The following is a 23,569-nucleotide window of genomic DNA, read 5'->3' as shown; positions in this document are numbered from 1 at the left end:
CATCTTATACAAGGGAGAAAAAATGGATCGTCGAGATTTTATTAAAAGCGCGGCCGCAACGGCAGCCTGTGCTAGCGCCGGTATAGCGCTTCCGTCAAGCCTTTCCGCCGCAGGTAACGAAGCGGAAAAAGGCTGGCGTTGGGACAAGGCCGCCTGTCGTTTCTGCGGAACGGGCTGCGGCATAATGATCGCAACCAAAGAGGGTAAAATCGTAGCCGTCAAGGGCGACCCGGAGGCGCCGGTAAACCGCGGCCTAAACTGCATAAAGGGTTACTTTAACGCCAAGATAATGTACGGCGCAGACCGTATCACTCAGCCGCTTTTGCGCGTAAACGAAAAGGGCGAATTTGACAAAAAGGGCAAATTTAAACCGGTAAGTTGGGAAAAGGCCTTTGATATTATGGCTGAAAAATATAAAGAGACAATGAAGAAAAACGGCGTGCATTCAGCCTGCGTTTTCGGCTCCGGTCAATACACTATTTTAGAGGGTTACGCAGCGGTCAAGTTATGGAAAGCCGGCATTAGAAGCAACTCGATAGACCCGAATGCTCGCCACTGCATGGCTAGCGCGGTTACGGGTTTTATGCAGACTTTTGGTATCGACGAGCCTGCGGGCTGCTACGACGACATAGAGCTAACCGATACTATCATAACTTGGGGTGCGAATATGGCCGAGATGCACCCGATACTTTGGGCGCGCGTCAGCGATAAGAAGCTAAGCGATCCTGAGCGCGTAAAGGTCGTAAATTTAAGCACGTATTCGACTAGAACGTCAAATATCGCCGATTCCGAGATTATTTTCGCTCCTTCAAGCGACGTAGCTATCTGGAACTACATCGCTCACGAGATCGTTTATAATCATCCTGAAGCCATCGATTGGGACTACGTAAATAGCCACTGCGTATTTGCGACGGGGCCTGCCGATATCGGCTACGGGCTTAGAAATAATCCAAATCATCCTAACTACTCAAACGAAAAAGACGTCGTAGAGACGGAGCTTCATAAGAAACTAAGCAAAAACGAGGGCGTGACTCTGGGCTATCTAGGCTATAAAGAGGGTGACGTGATGGAAAATAAAAATACGGCTACCGCGGGCAAACACTGGCAAATCACGTTTGAGGAATTTAAAGAAGCTCTTAAACCTTATACGCTTGACTTCTGTGCTCCGCTAATAAAAGGTGATCCAAACGAGGATTTGGAAGAATTTAAGAAAAAACTAAAGCAACTAGCCGACTGGTACATCGAAAAAGGTAGAAAAGTAGTTAGCTTTTGGACAATGGGCTTTAACCAGCACCAACGCGGCACTTGGGTAAACGAGCAAGCCTATATGGTGCATATGCTACTTGGCAAACAAGCAAAACCGGGCGAGGGCGCTTTCTCGCTAACTGGACAACCAAGCGCATGCGGAACGGCACGCGAGGTCGGTACTTTCGTTCATCGCTTGCCTGCGGATATGGTCGTAGATAACGCCGAACACCGCGAAATAAGCGAGAAAATTTGGAAACTTCCTAAAAACACGCTAAATCCGAAAGTCGCCTCCCACTACGTAAAAATGATGCGCGATATGGAAGACGGAAAGATGAAATGGGCGTGGGTGCAGGTAAATAACCCGTGGCAAAATACCGCAAACGCAAACCACTGGATAAAAGCCGCTCGCGAGATGGATAACTTTATCATCGTTTCAGATCCGTATCCTGGCATCTCGGCTAAGGTTGCCGACCTGATCCTACCTACTGCGATGATTTACGAAAAATGGGGCGCGTACGGTAATGCTGAGCGCCGAACGCAGCACTGGAGACAACAAGTCCTTCCGGTAGGCGAAGCGATGAGCGACACGTGGCAAATGCTGGAATTTGCTAAGCGCTTTAAGCTAAAAGAGGTTTGGGGCGAACAAAAAGTGGACGATAAGCTAACGCTTCCAAGCGTGCTAGACGAGGCAAAAGCCATGGGTTATAGCGAAGAAGATACGCTATTTGACGTGCTTTTCGCAAACGAAGAGGCTAAGAGCTATCCTGCAAAAGACGCTATAATGGAAGATTTCGATAACTCCGAAGTTTTCGGCGATAGCAGAAAAGTAGTCGGCTCAGACGGAAAGGTATTTGAGGGATACGGATTTTTCATCCAAAAATACCTTTGGGAAGACTACCGCAAATTTGGCTCCGGTCACGGACACGATCTAGCAGACTTTGATACCTATCACAAAGTGCGCGGACTAAGGTGGCCCGTCGTAGACGGTAAAGAAACTCAGTGGAGATTTAACGCCAAATACGATCCGTATGCCAAAAAATATGCCGAAGACGGCAAGCAGTTTGCATTCTACGGAAATAAAAAAGCCAAGTTGCAAAAAGGCGATCTAGCAAAAGTAACTAGCGGCGACGAGAAATTTTCTATCGCTAATAGGGCTAAAATTTTCTTCCGCCCTTATATGGATCCGTGCGAGATGCCTGATACTACGTATCCTTTCTGGCTATGCACGGGCCGCGTCTTGGAGCACTGGCACACCGGCACTATGACTATGCGTGTTCCTGAGCTTTACCGTGCCGTACCTGAGGCGCTTTGCTATATGCACGAGGGCGATGCGCAAAAGCTAAATTTACAGCATAACGACGTCGTTTGGGTCGAATCTCGCCGCGGCAAGGTAAAAGCAAGACTAGATCTGCGCGGACGAAACAAAACTCCTTCGGGTCTAGTTTACGTGCCGTTTTTTGATGAAAACGTGTATATCAACAAAGTCTGCCTAGATGCGACTTGCCCGATCTCAAAAGAGACCGACTATAAAAAATGCGCGGTTAAAATTTACAAGGCTTAATAATGCAAAATAGAAGAGAGGCTTTGAAATTCGGGCTAAAAGCAGTCGGTTTGGCGCTTGCGGGCGGGTTTATTTGGAGTACTCAAACTAGTCTAAAAGCTCAAACTTTACTGATTAGGCCGCCCGGAGCCTTGAAGGAAGATAAATTTTTAAGCGAGTGCATACGCTGCGGACTTTGCGTAGAAGCCTGTCCTTGGGATACGCTAAAACTCGCGGGTTTAAAAGACGGATTACCTTACGGTACGCCGTTTTTTACGCCGCGCAAAATTCCGTGCTATATGTGCCCCGATATCCCTTGCGCCGTCGCCTGTCCGACGGGTGCTTTGGACATAAAATTAGTAAGCGAAGACAACGGCAAGCTAAATATCAACAAGTCTAAAATGGGTATCGCTGTGCTAGATCCAAACTACTGTATCGCTTATGAAGGACTTCGCTGCGACGCTTGTTACCGAGCCTGTCCGCTCATAGATAAGGCTTTGAAACTCGAATACGTTCGCAACGAGCGAACGCAAAAGCATGCGTTTTTTAAACCGATCGTGGACGCCGACTACTGTACGGGCTGCGGTATGTGCGAGCAAGTTTGCGTAACGCCTAAGGCTTCTATTTTCGTGCTTCCTCGTGAGATAGGGCTGGGATCTAGCAATGAGCAATACGTCGAAGGCTGGATCGAAGGTCGGGATAAAAAACTAGAAAATTCTACGCCAAAAGAGTATCGCCAAGATGCTAAAAAGCTTGACGATTACCTAAATAGCGACAAGGAGCTTTGATGAAATATCTAATTTTACGAAGAATTAGCCAAATTTTAATCCTCGCTCTTTTTGCGGTAAGCAACTTTTACGGCGTTAAAATTTTACAGGGAAATTTAAGCTCGTCTTTGTTATTTGGAGTCGTTCCGCTTAGCGATCCGTTTGCGGTTTTGCAGTTGTTTTTAGCTAGTTTTAGCATAGCTTCGACCGCGCTTGCGGGAGCCGGTATAGTGCTCATTTTTTACGCATTTATCGCTCCGCGTGCTTTTTGTAGCTGGGTGTGTCCTGTAAATATCATAACCGAAACGGCTCGCTGGTTTAGAGTAAAACTAGGCTTTGATAAAGACGGGAAAATCGTAAATTTTTCAAAAAATACGAGATATTACGCGCTAGGCTTCGTTCTTATTTTATCGCTGGTCACGAGCGCGCCGGCGTTTGAAGGCGTAAGCTACATAGGCATTATCCAACGCGGCGTCATATACGGCGGAGTGCTTTGGCTGTTCGTGGCCTTGGGCGTTTTTGCGATAGACGCCTTTTTAGGCGATAGGATAGTTTGTTCTAAAATTTGTCCGCTAGGCGCGTTTTACGCGATTACTAGCAAATTTTCGCTCATTAGGGTAGAGCATAATGCGGATAATTGCACGCATTGTATGAAATGCAAGCTAATCTGTCCCGAAAATCAAGTGCTTGGAATAATCGGCAAGCAAAACGGCTTCGTCGCTTCAAGCGAATGCACTAGCTGCGGGCGCTGTATAGACGTCTGCGGCGATGATGCGCTCAAATTTAATATAAGAAATTTAAGGAGAAAAAATGAAAGCTTATAAGCTTATTCTAGCGGCTTCTTGTGCTGCGGCTTTATTCGTCGGCTGTTACGCGCCGACTCCGGGTACTAGCTCAAACGGCGACGTGACCGCACTACGAACGAACGACGTACTGGACGATAACACTACGTTAGCGGACATCAACTGGACTAAGCCGATGCCTGGCGAATCGACTCGCTTCGAGCGCTCTTTTGAGAATGCCCCGCCGCTCATTCCGCACGATATTTCGGACTTGATTCCGATCACGAAAGATAACAATATGTGCGTGACCTGTCATATGCCAGAAGTCGCCGAGGGCGTAGGCGCTACGCCGATCCCTAAATCGCACCTTTATAGCATTAGGAATAAAAAAGACCTCGACGGTAAGCTTAGCGACGACCGCTTTAACTGCACTACGTGCCACGTTCCGCAAGCTAACGTTAAGCCGCGCGTAAAAAATAACTTTAAACCAGAATACCGCGACGAGAACGCGACGAAACGCTCAAACCTCCTCGACGTACTAAACGAGGGCGTTAGGTAATGACGGTAGACGCTTCAAGGCGTAAAATTTTTTCTAAAATTTTGGGCGGTAAATCCGCTCAAAATTTCATTGCGCCGCCGTATTTTAGCGGAGAATTCGGTTGCGTAGGCTGCGAGGCTAAATGCGTAGAAGCCTGCGATAAAGGGTTGCTAAATTTTGACGGCGAGAGCGTGAAATTCGAGTTTAAGCACGCGGGTTGCGATTTTTGTAAAAAATGCGCGACAGCCTGCGAAGGGCTAGAAAGAGGCGTGCTTAACCTGAAATTTCAAGCGCGAATTTTAGCCGAAACCAAAATCGACGTTCGGGTATGCCTAGCTTGGAACGGCACGGTTTGTTACAACTGCCAAGACGTTTGCAAATTCGCAGCGATCGATTTTTTGGGCGTATTTCGTCCGACCGTTAACGATCGCTGCGTGAACTGCGCGCAGTGTTTGGAGGTGTGCTTCGTAAATTCTATAAAAATGGAGGCGATATGAGGAAAATTTTAGCTATTTTGCTTTTGGGATTGACGGCTTCTACGGCAGAAATTTCGCAGCCCGTAAAAACGATAAGCGCCGATGCGAACGTAATTAGCTCAAATTTAGTAGATGAAAATTTATATCTGGGCACCGACGAGGGCACTGTAAATATTTACGATATTAAAGCGGATAAATTTTTGCCCGCCATCAATCTCCCTAAAAAGAAAGCCTATTTTAGCGACGAGGCTAGCTCCCGCGTGTTTAGCATCGATAGACTCGGCGATAAGTTGCTGGTTTTAGCCGAGCTTAGCTACGATGAGAGGCGACTATTTATCTATAAATTCGACGGGGAGAAATTTAACGAGGTCGCAAACTTTTTAACGCCTAATAAATCGGCGAAAAAAGCGCTTTTTAGCGATGAACATACGGCGGTAATTTCGGATTTCGGGAATGAAATTTACGTCGTGGATTTAAAAAGCGGAAATTTGATCTTTAAACATAAATTTTCAATCGCTCTCTACGTGGATTTTGAAATAAACGAAACCCGCGATAAAATCGCCATCGGAGCCGAAAGCGGCGTGATTTATATCTATAATCTAAAAACGCGCCAGACGGAGCAGACGCTAAATTTCTTTAAAGACAATATGTACGACATCGACTATAAAAACGGCGTCGTTTCGGTCGGAAGCATCGACAAGCAAGCCGGCGTTTATAACGGCGAGACGAGTTATTTTAAGGCGGATTTTATCGTTTATGCGACCGCGCTTAGCCCTAGCGGCAAAAGTCTAGCGTTTATGAACGGCGAGCAAAGCGACGTGTCCGTTTACGACGTAGCGAGCAAGAAAAAACTCGCTACCGTAAAGACGGGGCAGCAGATTTTAAACGGACTTTATCTTTCAAACGAAGGCAGGCTAATTAGCGTCGCATACGAAAAAGAAGTTAAATTTTGGAGCGTAAAATGAACATATCAAGCCTAGTGGTCTATAAAAAAGAGGGCGCAAGCGAGCAGGAAATAATCTCGCAAATAGAGCAAGTAGAGGGCTGCGAGGTCGTCGCCGCGCAGGAAGGTAAGATCGTGGTCGTGATGAGTGTGGAAAATTTAGACGAGGAGATAAACCGCTTTAAGACGCTTGAAAGACTTGAGGGCGTTAGCGGTGCGGCGATGATTTATAGCTACCAAGAAGACCTCGCCGCCGATATAGAAAGCGTCAAAAAAAGCGGCAAGATAAGCGATATACTGCTCGATGAAAACATCGACGCGAAGGATATCGTCTATAACGGTCACGTAGGCGATAGGGTGAAGTAAAATTTCACGCGCGCAAATCATGGCTTCTAAATAATAAAATTTATTATTTAATTAATTTTGCTTTAAGTAAAATTCGTTATAATTCCGCTGTAATTTAAAACAAAGGAGACGAAATGTCAAAAGTTATTTCTCAATTAAATAAGATCCAGGCCGATGCTCACGCGTTATACGTTAAATTCCACGATATTCACTGGAACGTCAAAGGCATTCAGTTTTTTAGTATACACGAATACACTGAAAAAGCTTACGACGATATGCACGAGATTTTCGACGCGGTTGCGGAGCGCGCGATAATGCTAGGAGGCAAAGCCGTCGTAAAAGCTGAGGAGCTAACAAAGCTTACTTGCATTAAACACGAGCCAAAGGATAGCTACGACACTATCGAAGCGCTAAAAATCGTCCGCGAAGATTACAAACATCTTCTTGGCGAGTTCAAAAAACTAGACGAGCTAGCCGAGGGCGACACTACTACGCAAGCTTACGCGCAGGAGCAAATCGCAAACTACGAAAAATCTATTTGGATGCTAGACGCGACGCTAGGTAAGTAAAATTGGCGGGCTACGGCTCGCCTTTAAGCAAAAATTACGCGATTTCCTACTAAAATCTCTACGAATTTCTACCGTAAACCTAAATTTAAAGGGATAAAAATGCAAATTAGCTCAAATTTAAGCGCATACGGCGCGGCGAGCGCGCGATATTCACACAGTAAAAACGAGGCGCAAACGGGCGCAAATTCTCTTTTGCGGCCGCAAAATTTAAAAGACGTCTCGCAGTTAAAACAAAACGCTTCGAAGCTCTCCGCGAGAGAAATTTCAAACGGATATTTCGCACAATTTCAAGCGCAGGCGTTTTCGCAGGCGAATTCTAGCGCTACTGCTCAAAGCGCGCTTGACGCGATATTTGGCAGCTCAAATTTTAAGGCACCCGGTAATTTAAGCAAAATTTTGGGCGGACTTGATTACAAGGCGATGGGCTACGAAGGCAAGACTATCGGCGAGCTAAATAAAGACGAAGCAAGCGAGCTAATCGGCGAAAACGGATTTTTCGGTATTAATAACACCGCTGATAGGATCGCGAATTTTATCATTAATGCGGCAGGCGGCGATCCCGCGAAACTGCAAGCAGGTCGCGAGGGGATGCTGCGAGGCTTTAACGAGGCTAGGAAAATTTGGGGCGGCGAGCTGCCGGAAATTTCCGAAAAAACGATAACTCGAGCGACCGAAGCGATAGAGCGTAAAATCGCCGAAGCGGGCGGTAACGTCCTAAACGTATCGGCGTAAGCGATGAAATTTTACGTTTTACTGGCTGCGGCGTTAGTTTTCGGCGGTTGTGCGTTTAATGAGCCTAGACAAGTCGTGAAAAAGCCCGCACCCGTCCAAGTTGCAAAGTCTCCGAAAAGCTCCATAAAAGGTTTTATTAAAGAGGTAAATTACAAAGACGATAAATACTGCTATGTTATCGTCGGTAGCGACACGGCAAACGATAAGCTAAAAAGCGCGAATTTTTGCGCCGCCCGCTACTATTACGATAGGGGCGATCTAGTCTATGCAACGTTTAGCGGCGAGAGATTAGAAAGTATGCTTTTAATTAGAGAAGGTAGCTCTCGCGGCGGCATTTCGGGTATCGCAAAACCTAGAAACGACGTCGTTCGCTCGAATAGAAACATAAAAACTAAGATCGCTTTACCGAAAGAAGAAAGCATCCGCTTTTAGTTGTCCGTTGATTTACCGACGGCGGCTATAATTTCACCAAGCAATCAAACTAGAACTCCTTTCTTTTAGGAAGTTATAAAATTCGTAACTTCCTAAAATTTTACTATCTCGGTAAACATTCGGTAACAAATTTTTAAAATTTCCATTATTTTTCAGCTGTATTTAAAAATTCTGCATTATAATGCCACTCACATTTTTAAATAAGGAGAACAAAATGAAACTAACAAAAATTAGTTTAGCTGCTTTGGTTGCACTAGGCGCATTTTCAAGCGTAGCATCTGCTACTCCGCTTGAAGAAGCTATTAAAAACGTAGATCTATCAGGATTTGCTAGATACAGATACGAAAATGAAAATAATAAAAATGCAGACGGAAGTCATGCTAGCGCAGCTAAACATAACTTCAAACTAATTACGAACTTTAAAGCCGCTATCGACGATAACTTCTTCGGCGTAATCGGTTTTAGATATAATAAGTCTGACGATTCTGGTAGCAGAAACGGTGCTACTGACGCAACAAATACAAATACTAGCGGAAACTTCGATATTCACCAATTCTATTTAGGTTACACATACGGCGGTACGACCGTAACAGCAGGTAAGCAAGTTATCGGTTCGTTCTTTACAGATGATATCATCGGTACGGGCCTTAAAGTCGTAAATACTGACGTGCAAGGTTTAACTATCACTGCATTTGGATTTGACGCTCTTGAACAAAGCACAGAAAATGACGGTGCGCTTTCGACTAACTTTTCTACTTATAATGCGGGTAATCTATACGGTTTAGGACTAGCTGGTACATATAATCCGATCGGCTTCCAATTATGGTACAACAGTCTAGAAAATGTAGTTGATCTAATAGCTGCTGAGGTAAGTGCTAACGTAGATGTAAATAATGATGTAAATATCGGCTTTAAAGGTCAATTTGTTGATGGCGATGCTGATGGTAAAGCAAAAAGAGCCTTTGCAGACTACAATGATGCTAAATTCTATGCAGCAGAGCTTTCAGGCGAATTCTTTAATGCAAGACTAGCTGCCGGCTACATCGGATATAAGGTTGATAACAAAGGCGTAGGCTCTGTATCTATAGAAGATCAAGGTAGTCTAATTGACGTAGGCGAACAAAGAACCGATAAAGTTCTTGACTATACTATGCTTGAAGGTAAGGGTAACTTCTGGTTTGCTAGAGCCGGCTATACGTTTGATAAATTTGACTTTGACGTAGATTATATTGACGGTAAAGTTAAGTATGCAAATAGCGCAGATGATCTAAAATATAAAGAGATTATGCCTCAAGTTGCTTACAATTATAGCAAAAAGCTTAAATTTAGCACGTTCTACTCTTATGCTAAATATAAAGACGATGAGACTAACAAGAGCTCAAAATATAGATTTGAGGCTAAATACTCATTCTAATTTTTTGGCGTAGTTTAATTAATTTGCGCTATAATCCCGAGTTAGGAAATCCTAGCTCGGGATTTTTAAATTTAAAGTAAAATTTCAAGGACCTTTATGAAAATTTTCAAAATTTCTTTTTTAGCGTGTATTTTTGCAGTGAGTGCGTTTTGCGCTTCGCAGGTTTATTATATACAAGCTCGCGGAGAATTCGGTAAAGAGCTTGCCGAGATGGCGAAAAAACAGGCTAATGAAGCAAATCAAACAATTCAAGTTTTCGTAGACGAAGATCCTAGACGCTATAAAGATAATAGAATTTTAAAGCTCGGCGTCGATCATCGCGGAAGATATAGCGCGTCGCTCGGTAAGGAAATTTATGACAATAAATGCAAATCTTGCCATGGAGAAAATGCCGAAGAAAGACCGAGCGGTTCGACGGCTCTTAAAAATTTGAGCGCAAAAGAGATCGAGGATTCGATCATTGCGTATCGCTCTGATACCTCTTTCGGCAAGGGCGGTAAGCTAATCATGCAAAATCAAGCTAAAATTTTAAGCAACGGCGATCTAGGCGCTATATTAGCCTATCTAAAAGGTAAAGATGCGCTTTCTAGTGACGAGGGCGTACAAAATAAACCGGTTTCTACCGAGAAAAAACAGGGTAGCTACCTAAGATAATCTAAAATTTAACGCAAATTTACCGCCGTCGAAATTCGGCGGTAAATTTTGTAACGCGTCAAAAATTTTATCTCCCCCAAAATACGCTGTTTAAGCAATTTTTTTGTATCATACGGATTCTAATCTCAAAAAGGAGCTAATATGAAAAAAATTACCGCAGTTGCATCTTCTCTTGCGTTAATCGGCGCGTGCGGCTTTGCCAAAGAAATTTCAATCGGGCTTCCTATGCCTATCACCGGCTCGATCGCGGCCTATGGACAGACCGCATACGACGGCGTAAAGCTGGCTAATCAAATCGAGCCTACGCTAAAAAACGGCGATACGGTTAAGTTGGTATTGGTAGACACCAAAGGCGATAAGGTTGAGACTGCTACGGCTACGACTAGACTGATCACGAGCGATAAAGTTTCGGGCATTATCGGCGCGCTAACTACCGGAAACACGCAGCAAGTTTTAATGATAGCCGAAGATAAAAAAATCCCCGTTATTGCGCCCGCCGCAACCGCCGATAAATTACTAGACAACAAAAAATTCGGCTCTCGCGTATGCTTTATGGACTCGCTTCAAGGCACGGCGCTGGCCACTTACGCCGCTGAAAAGCTAAATGCAAAAACCGCGGTAGTAGTGGTAGATCAGGCGCAGACCTATTCGCTGGGCCTCGCAAAGGCGTTTGAGAAAGAATTTAAAGCAAAAGGCGGCAAAATTGCCAAAAAGCTAACGATCAGCTCGGGCGATAAGGACTTTAAAGCCGTAGTAGCGCAGCTAAAAGATATAAACGCAGATATCGTTTATTTGCCGATTTATCATCCCGAAGCCTCCATGTTAGCCCGTCAAGCTCGCCAGATCGGCGTTAAATCGCTGTTAGCGTCAGGCGACGGAGTGGCTAACTCTACTTTTATAGAGCTTGGCGGGGAAGCGGTTAACGGATACATCTATACCGATACTTTCGACTACACGCAGCCGCCTACGCAGCGCTCGAAAGACTTTTTGGACGCATATGCTAACGCAAACGGCGGCAAGCGCGATATACCCGGCTTTACCGCGCAAGGAGCGGACGCGTATTTTATAATGGTAAAAGCGATGAACGAGTGCGCCGATCCTAGCGATAGCGTCTGCGTAAACGAGAAAATTCACCAAACAAAGGATTTTGACGGCGTTAGCGGCATTATTAGCATCGATGCGACCGGCAACGCGATGCGCTCGGTCGTAATCAAAGAGATTAAAGATCTAAAAGCTACGTATAAAGATACCGTAAATCCGAAATAATTTTATCACCTGCACATTGCGCGCGGGGCCTAAAATTCGGTAGAGCGAAAGGGAGAAGTTGGATAGCTCGATATTTTTACAGCAGATGATAAACGGATTTAGCCTAGGTAGCATGTATGCGCTGATCGCCATCGGTTACACGATGGTTTACGGCGTTTTACGGCTTATAAATTTTGCGCACGGCGACATAATGATGGTCGGCGCTTACGTCGCGCTATTTTCTATGACTAGTCTAAATTTGCCCTTTATAGCGGCTATCGTAGCGGCTGCCGCGATATCCGCGCTACTTGGGATGACGACTGATAGGATTGCGTATCGTCCTTTGCGAAAAGCACCTAGAATTTCGCTTTTGATCACCGCTATCGGCGTTAGCTTCTTTCTGGAAAATTTATTTAATATGCTTTTCGGCGGTACTCCAAAGCCGTTTCCCGTGCCAGAATATTTAGAGCAAGCTATTCATGTTAGCGGCGTTAGTGTGACGCTAGTAACTCTCGTCGTCCCGATAGTTACGCTTATTTTACTAGCGCTAGTGCTTTTTGTCCTTTATAAAACCAAATACGGAATGGCGATCCGCGCGTTAGCATTCGACGTCGCGACCGTAAATTTAATGGGGATAGACGCAAATTTAATCATCGCCGTAGTCTTTGCGATCGGTTCTACGCTCGCTGCGATAGCGGGCGTATTTTGGGCGGTTAGTTATCCTTCCGTAGAGCCTTTAATGGGTGTATTAATCGGGCTTAAAGCCTTTGCGGCAGCGGTACTGGGAGGTATCGGCTCGGTCGGCGGCGCGGTCATCGGCGGCTTTATAATAGGCTTTACTGAGGTCGTAGCGGTTGCGTTTTTCCCCGATCTAGCGGGATTTAAAGATGCATTTGCGTTCGTATTTTTGATATTAGTGCTACTTTTCAAACCGACCGGAATTTTAGGCATAAATTTTGAAAAAAGCAGGTTTTAATGGGTAGGAATAAAATTTTACATATCGCTCTTTTACTCGCGGCGGCGGGATTTATCGTAGCTGCGAAATTTTACTTCGGCGAATATAGCTTAACGATCTTAAATAATATCGCGATTTTTATCATTTTAGCCGTCAGTTATAACCTAATAAACGGGATTACCGGGCAATTTAGCTTAGAACCCAACGGCTTCGTGGCGGTCGGCGCCTACGTAGCGGGGCTGATGCTGCTTAGCGCGGATGCTAAAACCGCGCAGTTTGAGCTAGAAGACGCCAGCGAGATAATTTTGGCGTTTTATTCGCCTAGCTTTTTGCTGGCTCTGGTGAGTGCCGGCATAGGCGCGACGCTACTCGCGCTCGCACTATCGTTTCCGGTATTTCGCGTTAGGGGCGATTATTTAGCGATCGTTACGCTGGGATTTGGGTTTATTATTCAAATTTTAGCTATAAATTTCCCGTCTTTTACGAACGGTTCGATCGGCCTTAGCGAAATTCCGCGTCATTCAAATATCTATTATACCGGCGGCGCGGCGATAATCGCTGTCGTAGCGATTTTAAATTTAGTCTATTCGAAATTCGGGCGCGCGATGAAGGCGATCAGGGACGACGAAGACGCGGCGCTTGCGATGGGAATAAATACGTTTAAAGTTAAAACGCTCGCGTTTTGTACGAGCGCGTTTTTTGAGGGCGTAGGCGGCGCGCTTTTGGTGTGCTTGCTAGGCTCGGTATCGCCAGATCAATTTACGTTTTTCTTTACCTTTCAGCTGCTTATTATCATCGTTTTGGGCGGTCTTGGAAGCACTACCGGCGCGATCATCGGCACGGCGCTGGTTATCGGCGGTAGTGAGTGGCTGCGTTTCTTAGACGAGCCGATGAAAATTTTAGGCTACGAGACGCCGGCGCTCCCTGGTCTTAGAATGGTCGTATTTTCGGCGATTTTAATCCTAGTAATGCTATTTGCCAGAGAGGGAATAATGGGCAAAAAAGAGCTGCTTGAAGTAAAATTTAGAAAGCTATTTAAAAAATGATATTGCGACTTGACGGCATTAGCAAGAGTTTTGGAGGCGTTTTGGCGATCGCGCCGATGGGGTTCGGTATTAAAAAAGGCGAAATTTTCGGCCTCATCGGACCTAACGGCGCGGGTAAGACTACGATGTTTAATATAATCACGGGCGCTTATAAACCTAGCAGCGGCGAGGTAAAATTCGACGGCAAGGTAATAAATTCGCTTCCCGCAAATAAAATCGTGCGATTAGGTATCGCGCGGACGTTTCAAAACATTCGCCTTTTTAGCTCGATGAACGTGCTTGAAAACGTGCTTATAGGCTTTGATAGCTCGATAAAATACTGCGGAATCGAGGCGTTTTTGCACTTAGGCAGATTTCGCCGCGAAGAAAAACGCGCGAAAGAAGAGGCTATGGCGTTATTAGAAGAGCTTGGTATCGCGCGATTCGCGCAATCTATGGCGGGCGATCTAAGCTACGGACAGCAGCGAAAGGTCGAGATTGCTCGCGCGCTGGCTACGAAGCCTAAGCTGCTTTTGTTAGATGAGCCCGCGGCGGGAATGAACGGAGCCGAGAGCGACGAGCTGGCCGAGCTAATATTTTCGCTTCGAGAAAAACGGGGGATTAGCGTACTTTTAATAGAGCACGATATGAAATTCGTAAATCGTCTCTGCGACCGAGTTTTGGTGCTTGATTACGGGCGCGCGATATTTGAGGGAGCGCCTAGCGAAGCGGTGAGAAACCCCGAAGTTATAAGCGCTTATTTGGGAGATTTTTTAAATGATCAGCGTTAAAAATTTGCGCGTTTATTACGGGCTTATCGAGGCGGTAAAGGGCATTAGTTTCGAGGTGGCTACGGGGCAGATCGTAAGTATACTAGGCTCAAACGGCGCTGGCAAAACGTCGACGCTAAACGCGCTAATAAATTCCGTCAAACGAAGCGGCGAGGTAAATTTTTTAGGTTACGACACTCGCAGGCACCTTACGCATACGCTCGTAAAAATGGGCATATCGTTAGTCCCCGAGGGTAGACGAACGTTTATAAATTTAAGCGTCGAGGAGAATTTGCGTATCGGCGCTTTTAATAACGACGAAAATTACGAGCATTTGCGCGATACGATGTATGAGCTATTTCCGCGCTTGAAAGACAAAAGAAATCAATTAGCCGGCACGTTAAGCGGCGGCGAGGCGCAGATGTTAGCTATTTCGCGCGCGCTAATGAGCGAGCCTAAGCTTTTAATGCTAGACGAGCCGAGTTTGGGGCTCGCGCCTAAGATCGTGGGTGAGCTATTTGAGATAATCGTCAGGCTAAAAAACGAGGGTATCACGATACTTTTAGTAGAACAAAATGCGTACGGCGCCCTAAAAATCAGCGATTACGCTTACGTGCTAGAAAATGGGCAAATCGTAATGCGCGGCGCGGCGAAAGATATGATAGGCGACGAGGAAATCAAGAAAAAATATTTGGGCGCTTAAAAATTTATAATCCTTAATTTTTCAAAAGGTCTTTAATGTTTGCAATTAAATCGGTATTTTTAAGTATGAGTTCGGCAATCGTTTTGATGATAATCTTTGCGATCGGTAGCGGCGTGGCGACTATTATCGAAAGCAAGGCGGGTACTCCGCTAGCCTGGCATTACGTTTACGGCGCTGCGTGGTTCGCGTTTGTGCAGCTGCTTTTGGGCGTAAATTTAGCTTATAATATTTATAAATATAGGCTCGTAAATTTTAAGAAATTGCCTTCGCTGCTATTTCATGCGGGCTTTTTGGTTATATTGCTAGGCGCGGGCATTACTAGATATTTCGGCTTTGAAGGCATAGTGCATATTAGGGAAAATAGCGAGACGAATTTAGTCACCGTTAAAGGCTCGTATCTAAATTTGGGCACGCTGGTAGACGGCAAACCCATGGGCGTATCCGTGCCGCTCGAAAAAGAAAATGTTCAAAAGGGCTTTGATTTAAATTTAGACCTTGCGGGCGGTAAAGCGGAGCTAAAATTCGTGAAATTTATTCCGAACGCTACCTATAAATTCGTAGACGAAGAGGGCGGTAAGCCCGTAATCGAGCTAATGCTCTCAAACGACTCCGATAGAGAGCAATTATATCTTTTAGAGGGCGAGAGCGCGGTCGCGGACGATTTGAATTTTTTATTCAACGCAAGTCCGGTAGAGGGGCAAAAATACGTTTTATTCGAGATAAAAGATGGAAATTTTAGCGTTACTTCCAGCGAGGAAATTACTAAAATTTCTATGGTCGATAGCTCGAAAACTACGCTATCTCCGGGCGTGCCGCATGAATTTTCCTTAATGAATCTTTATACGGCGGGCGGGGTAAATTTCGTCCCGCAGTTTACGTCCGCAAGCGCGGTAAGGCGGTTAGTCTCAAAAGACGGAGAATTCGACGCGTTAATAGCGCGGCTAAATTATAACGGGCAAAGCAAAGAAATAACGCTATTCCACGATATCGCCGAGCCCGCTCGCGAAAAGATAGACGGTAGGGCTTTTTTCGCTTCGTGGGGCGCGCAGCAGCTGGAACTGCCGTTTAGCATTTATCTAAAAGACTTCGAGTTAAAACGCTATCCGGGTTCGAATTCACCGATGAGCTACGCTAGCGAAGTGGTCGTAAAAGACGGGCAGACGCCCGACTTTGATTATAGGATTTATATGAATCACGTTTTAGACTACGACGGATATAGATTTTTTCAAAGCTCGTACGATCAAGACGAGCAGGGTACGGTGCTTTCGGTTAACCGCGATCCTGGCAAAATTCCTACTTATATCGGCTATTTGCTGCTAGGCGTCGGGTTTTTGCTAAATATAATAAGTCCAGCCAGCAGATTTAGGAAGCTAGCGAGCCTAATTAATCAAAGCACCAAAAATACCGCCGCGTTAATCGTCGCCGCATTTTTGGCGCTTGGCGCGCAGCAGGTAAGAGCGGATGACTTCTTACCTCCTATTAGTAAGGCTCACGCGCAGAAGCTAGCGCGCCTAATAGTGCAAAGTCCCGACGGCCGAATGAAGCCTTTCGACACGCTAAGTAGGGAGGCACTAAATAAAATTCATAGAAAAGATAGTATTAAAAATTTAGATTCCAACCAAGTCGTGCTGTCGATGATGACGACGCCCGAATTTTGGCGCAGAGAGCCTATTATCGCGCTGGGATTTAGCAAGGAGCTTAAAAAAGAGCTAGGCGTGAGCGAGGACGCTAGATACGCGACTTTTGACGATTTCTTTAAAACTAGCGAAAGCGGCGGCGAATACAAACTTACGAAATTCTCCGAGCAGGCCAACCGCAAACACCCGGGTTCTCGCGGGACGTTCGATAAGGACGTAATTAAAATCGACGAGCGGCTAAACGTGTTTTATATGATTTTCGTCGGCGAAATTTTCAAAATTTTCCCTAAACAAGACGATCCGTCTAATACGTGGTACTCGCCTACCGGCGCTATGATGAATTTTACGCCCGGCGAAGGTAAAGAGGTTGTTTCGATGATGACTAATTATTTTACCGCCGTAAACGACGCCGTAAAAAGCGGCGAATGGGGCGGGGCGGACGCCGCGCTAGATAAGATCGCGGCTTATCAACGCAAATACGGCGCCGCGGTAATCCCCTCGGACGATAGGGTCGAGGTCGAGCTGCTATTTAACAAGATCCAAATTTTCGAGCGATTAACGCCCGTTTATCTGCTGGCGGGCGTCGTGCTACTGCTGTTCGTATTCGTAAAAATGCTGGCGCCGCGATTAAATATAGATAAAATCGTAAAAGTAGCGTATATCGTAAATATCCTAGCATTCATCGCGCACACCGCGGGTCTCGCGCTTCGCTGGTATATCGCCGAGCACGCGCCTTGGAGCAACTCCTACGAGTCGATGGTGTATATCGCGTGGGCGCTGGGGTTATCTGGTATCGTGTTTTCTAAGCAAAGCGCGATCGCCATCGCTTTAACCTCGATCCTTGCGGGCATTACGCTTTTCGTGGCGCATCTTAGCTGGATAGATCCGCAGATTACGACTCTCGCGCCGGTGCTGCAAAGTTATTGGTTAACTATTCACGTTTCGGTAATTACCGCAAGTTACGGATTTTTAGGGCTTTGCGCATTACTGGGCGGATTTACGCTTTTACTAATAAGCATCCAAAACGTCCGTAAACCGAACGCCGAAATTTCGCGCAATATACTAGAAGCTACGCGCATAAACGAAATGGCGATGATACTAGGGCTTAGCCTGCTGACGCTGGGAAATTTCCTAGGCGGCGTCTGGGCGAACGAGAGCTGGGGGCGCTACTGGGGCTGGGACAGCAAGGAGACTTGGGCGCTGGTGTCGATACTGGTTTACGCCGCGGTGCTTCACATGAGATTTATTCCGCGTCTAAACAATCAATACGCATTCGCCGTCGCGTCGTTTTTCGCGTATTGGTCGATTATAATGACCTATTTCGGGGTAAATTTTTACCTATCGGGCATGCACTCATACGCCGCGGGCGATCCGCTGCCGATACCCGATTTCGTATACGCGGGCATAGCGGCTATGGTGGCTCTTAGCGTCGCGGCGTATTTTAAGCGAAGCGTCTGCGCTAAATTATGAACCAAATAAATATCGTAATAATCGTCGTTGCGGCGGTTTTGATCCTAATCGTCGCGGCTTTAATTTTAGTTATGCTAAAACATAATACTAGCGTAAAAATCAAAGTAGCGCCGGCGGTTAAACAAGCCGCGCAGGCGAAAGAGATTACGCTTGCGGATCTGGCGCGATTCGCGGTAGATAAGGATATGGGTAGAAACGAGCTATTTTTGCTCTCAAAGTCGTTCGTGGAAAAATTTAGTATTCCCGCTAAGCAAGGCGGCAAGGTAACGCAAGAGGCGCAGGAGTACCTAAATTTTATCTCTAAAATTTGCGCTCATAAAAACGTAGACGCTAAAATCGTAGCATTTTTAAGCGGCGAGAGCAAGAAAAAAAATCCGGCCTTTTTATCCGAGATCGACAAGGCCGAAAGAGACGGGATAAATAGCCGAAAACGCGCCTAAATTTTAGCTGCGCGCCCGCGCTTTTCGCTGCGCGCTAGGCGAATTTAAGATACGCGCCGTAGCAAATCGCGCTTGCAAGACCCGCGAAAAACCCCGCTATCATATCGTCCGCCATAACGCCGAGGCCGCCTTTTACGTTTCTATCGACGCGCCCGATGATTGATGGTTTTTTAATGTCTAAAATTCTAAAAAATGCTAGCGAAAGTAAAATTTGCGCTACGCTGTCTCCACTGATAGCGATCGCCAGCCAAACGCCGGCAACCTCGTCTATTACGATACTTCCGTGGTCGTGTACGCCGGTTTTTGCTTCGTAGCTATCTATTACGCTAACGCTTGCTAAAAATAGCAAAATGCTAGCTAGAAATAACGTTGTATTAGAAAACGCCCATAGTATACCACACGCGACTACCGCGCCCGCTACCGAGCCCCAGGTACCCGGCGCTTTGGGTAGCAGACCCGCGCCGAAAAACGTTAAAAACAGTTTTTGCATAAATTTCCTTACGTCATCGACGAAGTCTGATAAAGCTTCATCAGTTCTTCGTAAAATTCTCGCTCGCTACGTTTTTCAAGCAGTCCCGAGTTTGGAAACAGCTCGTCGCAGAGCTTTTGAATATCGCTAAATCTCTGCGGAAAAAGCTCGCTTAAAATAAATGCCGAAATATCGGGGCGCATTAAAATGGCGGGCGGTATAATGCCGTTAAATAACAGCGATTTTAGCGTCTCGGGACGATATTTTATATGATGGTGCTGGCCGTGCGGGCAAGTTTTAGTGCTTACTAGCGTGCGGCAGCGGTTGCAGTAGACTAATTCGGGCAGTACGATGACCTCCATTTTTAGCTCGTTGGGATAGCGGTCTAGTATCGTATGGGCGCGGTTATGGTCGAAAAACATCCCAAGCCCGCCGTGATTTTGTCCGATTACGAGCTTATCGGCGCCTAGTCTGCGGGCGGCGATACATTCAAGAGTCGGGTTTTGATGAGAGCCGAAAAGCGTCGTATTTTTTAGCGCGAATACTACCGCGCGATTTGCCGGCAGGTAGTTTTGCACGAAATATTCCAGCGTTTTGAGCCGCAAATCGTAAGCTATATGCGGTTCTTGCAGGGTGCGAACTAGAAATATAACGACCAAGTCGGTCTTATCTATCGTCATCCTAATCACGCGCTCGTGCGCGCGGTTTAGCGGGTCGGCGGTCAGAAACAGCGCCGTAATGCGACTTACGTTTTGTTCTTTTTTAATCGCCGAAATCTTAGCCTTCGTATTTTTTATCGTCTCGTCGTAAATTTCAAACTCGCCGCTAACGGCTAGTTCTCCCAAATTAAGCTCGTCGTCGTTCGCGCGTTCGTTGGCTAAAAATATATTTTTCTCTTTTAAATCATCGCTAAATTTAAAGACGCTTCTAACGTCGATATGCCCGACCTTTGCATCCCCGTACAAAAGCTCTACGCGCTCGCCGTTTTTTAGTTCGCCGACTACCTTTTGATTCAGTTTGCCGTAAGGCGCGAATACGAAAGAATAGGGCATCGGCTCGCCGTTAAAATACCCGCTTTTATGCGCCTGCCTAGCTTCCTCGGCGTCCATTAGGGCGTTAAATTTAGAAAGTACGCCGTTTTTTATAAGCTCCAACGTTCCGTAGGCTTCAGCGTTAATAGAGATGGTTTTATTTTTTCTTAACGATGTCATATTTTTTTCTCTTTTCCCAAAGCGATTTTCGCGAGATGCCTAGTTTCTTGCTTAGCTCTGTATCTGGGAAACGTTCTTGATAGTTTGCGATTACGCATTTTATGTATTCGTCTATCGTAATTATCTCGTCCACGCTAAACGCGCCTTGCTCGCCGGGTATGTCAAGCGTCTCAAACGGCGCTGTTTGACTCATATCCGTAGTCGCGATTATTAGCTTTTTTTTGGCGCTTAGGCTTAAAATTTTATCCCTTTCGTCCGCTTTTAGAAACTGAAAATTCGGGACGTAAACGTACCGTTCGGACGCCGAGCTCGCTAAAATTTTCTCCATTTTGGAAAAATTCGCGTCAAGCGCCAGCTCGAAAGGAATTCGCGCCGTTTTCATAAAAAGGCGGACGAATTTATCTGCGTATAAAATTTTAGGCGTTCTAATTAAAAGCGGCAGTTTGATTTTTTTAGGATCAAACGCCTCGACGTTGAAATTTCGTAGCGTCCAGTCCACGTATTTCTCGTAGCTTTGCAGTAAATTTTTTAGACGGCCGTGCTCGGCGAAATGATCAATCTTTCGCACGAGCTCTTCAAACATAAACGGCTTTTGTACGTAATCGTCGGCACCCGCGGCGATGGGTTTTGAGACCGTATCGTTGCTGATATAAGCGATTAGCAGGATGATAATCGAGCTTTTGTGCCGCTCGATAACTGGGTAGAAATCTTGCCCGGGAAGCGTCGTAGAAAGCAGCACTACGTCGAAATTTTCGTCTCGCATCGCCTCTTTGGCGCTCTTTGCGATCTCGCACTCGTGTCCTAGGCTAGAAAGCTTAGAAGCCACCGAGCCCGCTAGGTAAATTTCGTTTTCTACTATTAAAATTTTCATTTTTTAGTCCAGTCGTAGTATCTTAAATTTACGCTAGCAAGCGCTGCGATACCTTCTTCTCGCCCGACGAAGCCCAGCCTCTCGGCGGTCGTAGCTTTTACGTTTACTCGGCTAGCGCCGACGCCTAGCGCTTGAGCGACGTTAGCTTCCATTTTTCGCTTAAATTTTGAAATTTTGGGACGCTCCGCGAGAATGGAAATATCGGCGTTTATTAGTTCAAAACCGACGCTTTGCGCCAGCGCGTAAGCCGCGCTTAAAAGCTCTAACGAATTCGCGCCTTTAAATTTCGCGTCGGTGTCCGGAAAATGCTCGCCTATATCCCCCAGTCCCGCTGCGCCTAAAATCGCGTCCGTTAGGGCGTGCGCGCTTACGTCGCCGTCTGAATGCGCGATTAATGAGCGCTCGTGCGGGATATTTTCGCCGCAAAGCGTTACGAAACTTCCCGTTTTAGGCTCGCTAAATTTATGTACGTCAAAACCGATACCGGTAAACTGCTCGCCGCTAGGAGGCGTGATACAGGATAGCTTTTTAAGGTCGCTAAAATTCGTGATTTTATGCGCGCGCTCGTCGCCTAGCACGTGCCATACGCTAGCTTTGGCCGCCCTCATCGCGGAGCTTTCGTCGGTGTAAATTTCGCTCGTTTGCAGCGCTTTTTTAAGTAGGTCTGTGCGGGAAAGTTGCGGAGTTTGGATTAATTTTAGTTTATCTCTATCCGCCGGTTCGTCGCCTAAATACGCGGTATCGGCGACTTTTAGCGCGGGGACTACGCAGTCTGCTAGCTTCGAGGCGTCTATTATTTTATTAAAAAGCTCGCGGCTAATGCAAGGGCGAGCGATATCGCTAACTAGTACGAACTCGCTATTAACTAACGAAAGCGCGTTTTTTAGGCTATCTTGACGCGTATCGCCGCCGCGCGCGAATTTAAACTGCGGCGCGAAACGAGCCATGTACTCGTACTCTTTGCTTACGACGATAACGTCTTTAAATGTGTAAAATTCGTTCAAATTTTTAGTCGCAGCAAGCCACAACGGATCAGAGCCGATACGCAGCCATTGCTTCTTTACGGGTAGTCCAAAGCGCGTAGAATCGCCTGCTCCGAGCATAATAAGTGAAACGTCTAGCAAAATTTATCCTTTTTAAGTGTTACGAAATTATACATTTTGCAAGCTTGTATTTTACTTTTACGCTTAAATTTAAGCCGCGCGTTAAAGGCAAAAGGAAGTAAATTTGCAGTAAAATTGCCCGAATTTTAAAATTTCGGGGAAATTTATGAGAAGCGAGTGGGTAAAATCCAGACGAAACGATGCTACGCCGACGCAGATGTTTTATGCGCGCGGCGGTATAATAACGCCTGAAATGGAGTACGTAGCGCAGATAGAGGGATTGTCTCCCGAGACCGTGCGGGACGAGGTCGCCGCGGGCAAGATGATAATCCCCGCGAATATAAATCACCTAAATTTAGCGCCGATGGCTATCGGCCGCGCGGCAAAGACTAAGATAAACGCTAATATCGGAAATTCGAGCCTGGTAAGCGATATTAAAGGCGAGCTTGAAAAGTTAAAAATTTGCCTAAAATACGGCGCGGATACGGTTATGGATTTAAGCACCGGCGGCGATTTAGACGCGATCCGCGTAGCGATATTGCGCGAGTGTAGCGCGCCGCTAGGCACCGTGCCGATGTATCAGATCGTTCACGACGTAAAAGATATCGAAAATTTAACGATAGACGCGATATTAAAAACGATCGAAAAGCAGGCGATTCAAGGCGTGAGCTATTTTACTATACACGCTGGATTTTTGCTTGAATTTATGCCGCTCGTCTCAAAGCGCAAAATGGGGATCGTCAGTCGCGGCGGGAGCCTTACGGCTAGTTGGATGATGCGTTATCATAAGCAAAATCCGTTTTACGAAGCATTCGACGAAATTCTAGAAATTTGCTCTCGTTACGACGTCGCGCTATCGCTGGGAGACGGACTGAGACCCGGTTGCCTATACGACGCTACGGACGAGGCGCAGCTTAGCGAGCTTAAAATTTTAGGCGAGCTTACTACGCGCGCGTGGGAGAAAAACGTACAAGTTATGATCGAGGGGCCCGGGCACGTCCCGCTAAACCAGATCGAGCGCAATATGAAGTTAGAGCAAGAGTGGTGCCGTAACGCGCCTTTTTACGTGCTGGGGCCGCTGCCTACCGATATAGGCGCGGGATACGACCATATTACGTCCGCGATAGGCGGAGCGACGGCGGCGTATTACGGCGCGAGCATGCTTTGCTACGTGACGCCCAAAGAGCATTTAGGCTTGCCCAACGCCGCCGACGTGCGCGAGGGTATAAT

At 46.2% G+C, this 23,569-nt stretch carries 24 protein-coding genes; 20 read left to right on the top strand and 4 right to left on the bottom strand.

The genetic code is table 11. The features are described 5' to 3' along the window. Positions 1-22 precede the first annotated feature (22 nt). The 19 genes from napA to QZ147_RS02560 all read left to right on the top strand — a co-directional run bounded on the left by napA (position 23) and on the right by QZ147_RS02560 (position 18,685). Positions 23-2,809, top strand: coding sequence for a nitrate reductase catalytic subunit NapA (gene napA / locus QZ147_RS02650; protein ID WP_295146706.1), 2,787 nt, complete (start codon positions 23-25; stop codon positions 2,807-2,809). A 2-nt stretch (positions 2,810-2,811) separates the two neighbouring features. After that, positions 2,812-3,576 carry a ferredoxin-type protein NapG gene (gene napG, locus QZ147_RS02645; protein WP_295146704.1) on the top strand — a complete coding sequence of 255 codons (765 nt, stop codon included), beginning with the start codon at positions 2,812-2,814 and terminating at the stop codon, positions 3,574-3,576. Next, complete coding sequence (gene napH, locus QZ147_RS02640; RefSeq protein ID WP_295146703.1) at positions 3,576-4,379, top strand: quinol dehydrogenase ferredoxin subunit NapH; 804 nt, start codon at positions 3,576-3,578, stop codon at positions 4,377-4,379. Before napG ends, napH begins: the two co-directional genes overlap by 1 nt. After that, entirely contained in the window at positions 4,366-4,896 is a 531-nt protein-coding gene (locus QZ147_RS02635; RefSeq protein ID WP_295146701.1) for a nitrate reductase cytochrome c-type subunit, read from the top strand. The genes napH and QZ147_RS02635 overlap by 14 nt, the downstream gene beginning before the upstream one ends. Beyond that, positions 4,896-5,372: a 4Fe-4S ferredoxin gene (locus QZ147_RS02630; RefSeq protein ID WP_295146699.1), complete on the top strand. Its 477-nt coding sequence runs from the start codon at positions 4,896-4,898 to the stop codon at positions 5,370-5,372. Before QZ147_RS02635 ends, QZ147_RS02630 begins: the two co-directional genes overlap by 1 nt. Further along, positions 5,369-6,316: a hypothetical protein gene (locus tag QZ147_RS02625; RefSeq protein ID WP_295146697.1), complete on the top strand. Its 948-nt coding sequence runs from the start codon at positions 5,369-5,371 to the stop codon at positions 6,314-6,316. The genes QZ147_RS02630 and QZ147_RS02625 overlap by 4 nt, the downstream gene beginning before the upstream one ends. Beyond that, a complete protein-coding gene (locus QZ147_RS02620; protein WP_295146695.1) occupies positions 6,313-6,660 on the top strand; it encodes a chaperone NapD in 348 nt (115 codons plus the stop codon). The genes QZ147_RS02625 and QZ147_RS02620 overlap by 4 nt, the downstream gene beginning before the upstream one ends. Positions 6,661-6,773: 113 nt before the next feature. Next, positions 6,774-7,208 carry a DNA starvation/stationary phase protection protein gene (locus QZ147_RS02615; protein ID WP_295146694.1) on the top strand — a complete coding sequence of 145 codons (435 nt, stop codon included), beginning with the start codon at positions 6,774-6,776 and terminating at the stop codon, positions 7,206-7,208. A gap of 99 nt (positions 7,209-7,307) precedes the next feature. Then, entirely contained in the window at positions 7,308-7,940 is a 633-nt protein-coding gene (locus tag QZ147_RS02610; protein WP_295146693.1) for a hydrogenase-4 component G, read from the top strand. Between the two features lie 3 nt (positions 7,941-7,943). Beyond that, complete coding sequence (locus QZ147_RS02605) at positions 7,944-8,372, top strand: hypothetical protein (RefSeq protein WP_295146692.1); 429 nt, start codon at positions 7,944-7,946, stop codon at positions 8,370-8,372. Between the two features lie 214 nt (positions 8,373-8,586). Then, positions 8,587-9,786 (top strand): major outer membrane protein, encoded by a 1,200-nt coding sequence (locus QZ147_RS02600; RefSeq protein WP_295146691.1) that lies wholly within the window; start codon positions 8,587-8,589, stop codon positions 9,784-9,786. A 96-nt stretch (positions 9,787-9,882) separates the two neighbouring features. Then, the gene (locus QZ147_RS02595) at positions 9,883-10,440 is read left to right on the top strand and encodes a cytochrome c (protein WP_295146690.1); all 558 of its coding nucleotides are present in this window, start codon (positions 9,883-9,885) and stop codon (positions 10,438-10,440) included. Positions 10,441-10,581: 141 nt separating this feature from the next. Further along, positions 10,582-11,706: an ABC transporter substrate-binding protein gene (locus QZ147_RS02590; protein ID WP_295146689.1), complete on the top strand. Its 1,125-nt coding sequence runs from the start codon at positions 10,582-10,584 to the stop codon at positions 11,704-11,706. Between the two features lie 58 nt (positions 11,707-11,764). Next, positions 11,765-12,661: a branched-chain amino acid ABC transporter permease gene (locus QZ147_RS02585; protein WP_295146688.1), complete on the top strand. Its 897-nt coding sequence runs from the start codon at positions 11,765-11,767 to the stop codon at positions 12,659-12,661. Continuing rightward, positions 12,661-13,686 (top strand): branched-chain amino acid ABC transporter permease, encoded by a 1,026-nt coding sequence (locus QZ147_RS02580; protein WP_295146687.1) that lies wholly within the window; start codon positions 12,661-12,663, stop codon positions 13,684-13,686. Before QZ147_RS02585 ends, QZ147_RS02580 begins: the two co-directional genes overlap by 1 nt. After that, a complete protein-coding gene (locus tag QZ147_RS02575) occupies positions 13,683-14,456 on the top strand; it encodes an ABC transporter ATP-binding protein (protein ID WP_295146686.1) in 774 nt (257 codons plus the stop codon). Before QZ147_RS02580 ends, QZ147_RS02575 begins: the two co-directional genes overlap by 4 nt. After that, entirely contained in the window at positions 14,443-15,138 is a 696-nt protein-coding gene (locus tag QZ147_RS02570) for an ABC transporter ATP-binding protein (RefSeq protein WP_295146685.1), read from the top strand. The genes QZ147_RS02575 and QZ147_RS02570 overlap by 14 nt, the downstream gene beginning before the upstream one ends. Positions 15,139-15,173: 35 nt before the next feature. Next, the gene (gene ccsA / locus QZ147_RS02565; protein WP_295146684.1) at positions 15,174-18,245 is read left to right on the top strand and encodes a cytochrome c biogenesis protein CcsA; all 3,072 of its coding nucleotides are present in this window, start codon (positions 15,174-15,176) and stop codon (positions 18,243-18,245) included. After that, complete coding sequence (locus QZ147_RS02560) at positions 18,242-18,685, top strand: fatty-acid--CoA ligase (RefSeq protein WP_295146683.1); 444 nt, start codon at positions 18,242-18,244, stop codon at positions 18,683-18,685. Before ccsA ends, QZ147_RS02560 begins: the two co-directional genes overlap by 4 nt. A 34-nt stretch (positions 18,686-18,719) precedes the next feature. Here QZ147_RS02560 and QZ147_RS02555 read toward each other — a convergent pair whose 3' ends face one another. The 4 genes from QZ147_RS02555 to QZ147_RS02540 are packed head-to-tail and all read right to left on the bottom strand — an operon-like array spanning position 18,720 to position 22,360. Next, positions 18,720-19,175, bottom strand: a complete 456-nt coding sequence (locus tag QZ147_RS02555; protein ID WP_295146682.1) for a phosphatidylglycerophosphatase A — start codon at positions 19,173-19,175, stop codon at positions 18,720-18,722. Between the two features lie 8 nt (positions 19,176-19,183). Then, the gene (locus tag QZ147_RS02550) at positions 19,184-20,365 is read right to left on the bottom strand and encodes a sulfate adenylyltransferase (RefSeq protein ID WP_295146681.1); all 1,182 of its coding nucleotides are present in this window, start codon (positions 20,363-20,365) and stop codon (positions 19,184-19,186) included. Beyond that, positions 20,343-21,236: a response regulator gene (locus QZ147_RS02545; protein ID WP_295146680.1), complete on the bottom strand. Its 894-nt coding sequence runs from the start codon at positions 21,234-21,236 to the stop codon at positions 20,343-20,345. The genes QZ147_RS02550 and QZ147_RS02545 overlap by 23 nt, the downstream gene beginning before the upstream one ends. Next, positions 21,233-22,360, bottom strand: coding sequence for a bifunctional 2-C-methyl-D-erythritol 4-phosphate cytidylyltransferase/2-C-methyl-D-erythritol 2,4-cyclodiphosphate synthase (locus QZ147_RS02540; protein ID WP_295146679.1), 1,128 nt, complete (start codon positions 22,358-22,360; stop codon positions 21,233-21,235). Before QZ147_RS02540 ends, QZ147_RS02545 begins: the two co-directional genes overlap by 4 nt. A gap of 145 nt (positions 22,361-22,505) precedes the next feature. Between QZ147_RS02540 and thiC the strand changes: the two genes are divergently transcribed. Then, on the top strand, positions 22,506-23,569 hold a 1,064-nt coding region (gene thiC, locus QZ147_RS02535; RefSeq protein WP_295146677.1), incomplete at its 3' end, for a phosphomethylpyrimidine synthase ThiC.

It is taken from the genome of uncultured Campylobacter sp., assembly GCF_905371695.1.
Taxonomy (GTDB): Bacteria; Campylobacterota; Campylobacteria; order Campylobacterales; family Campylobacteraceae; genus Campylobacter_A.
This window is presented reverse-complemented; position numbering and strand designations above follow the sequence as displayed.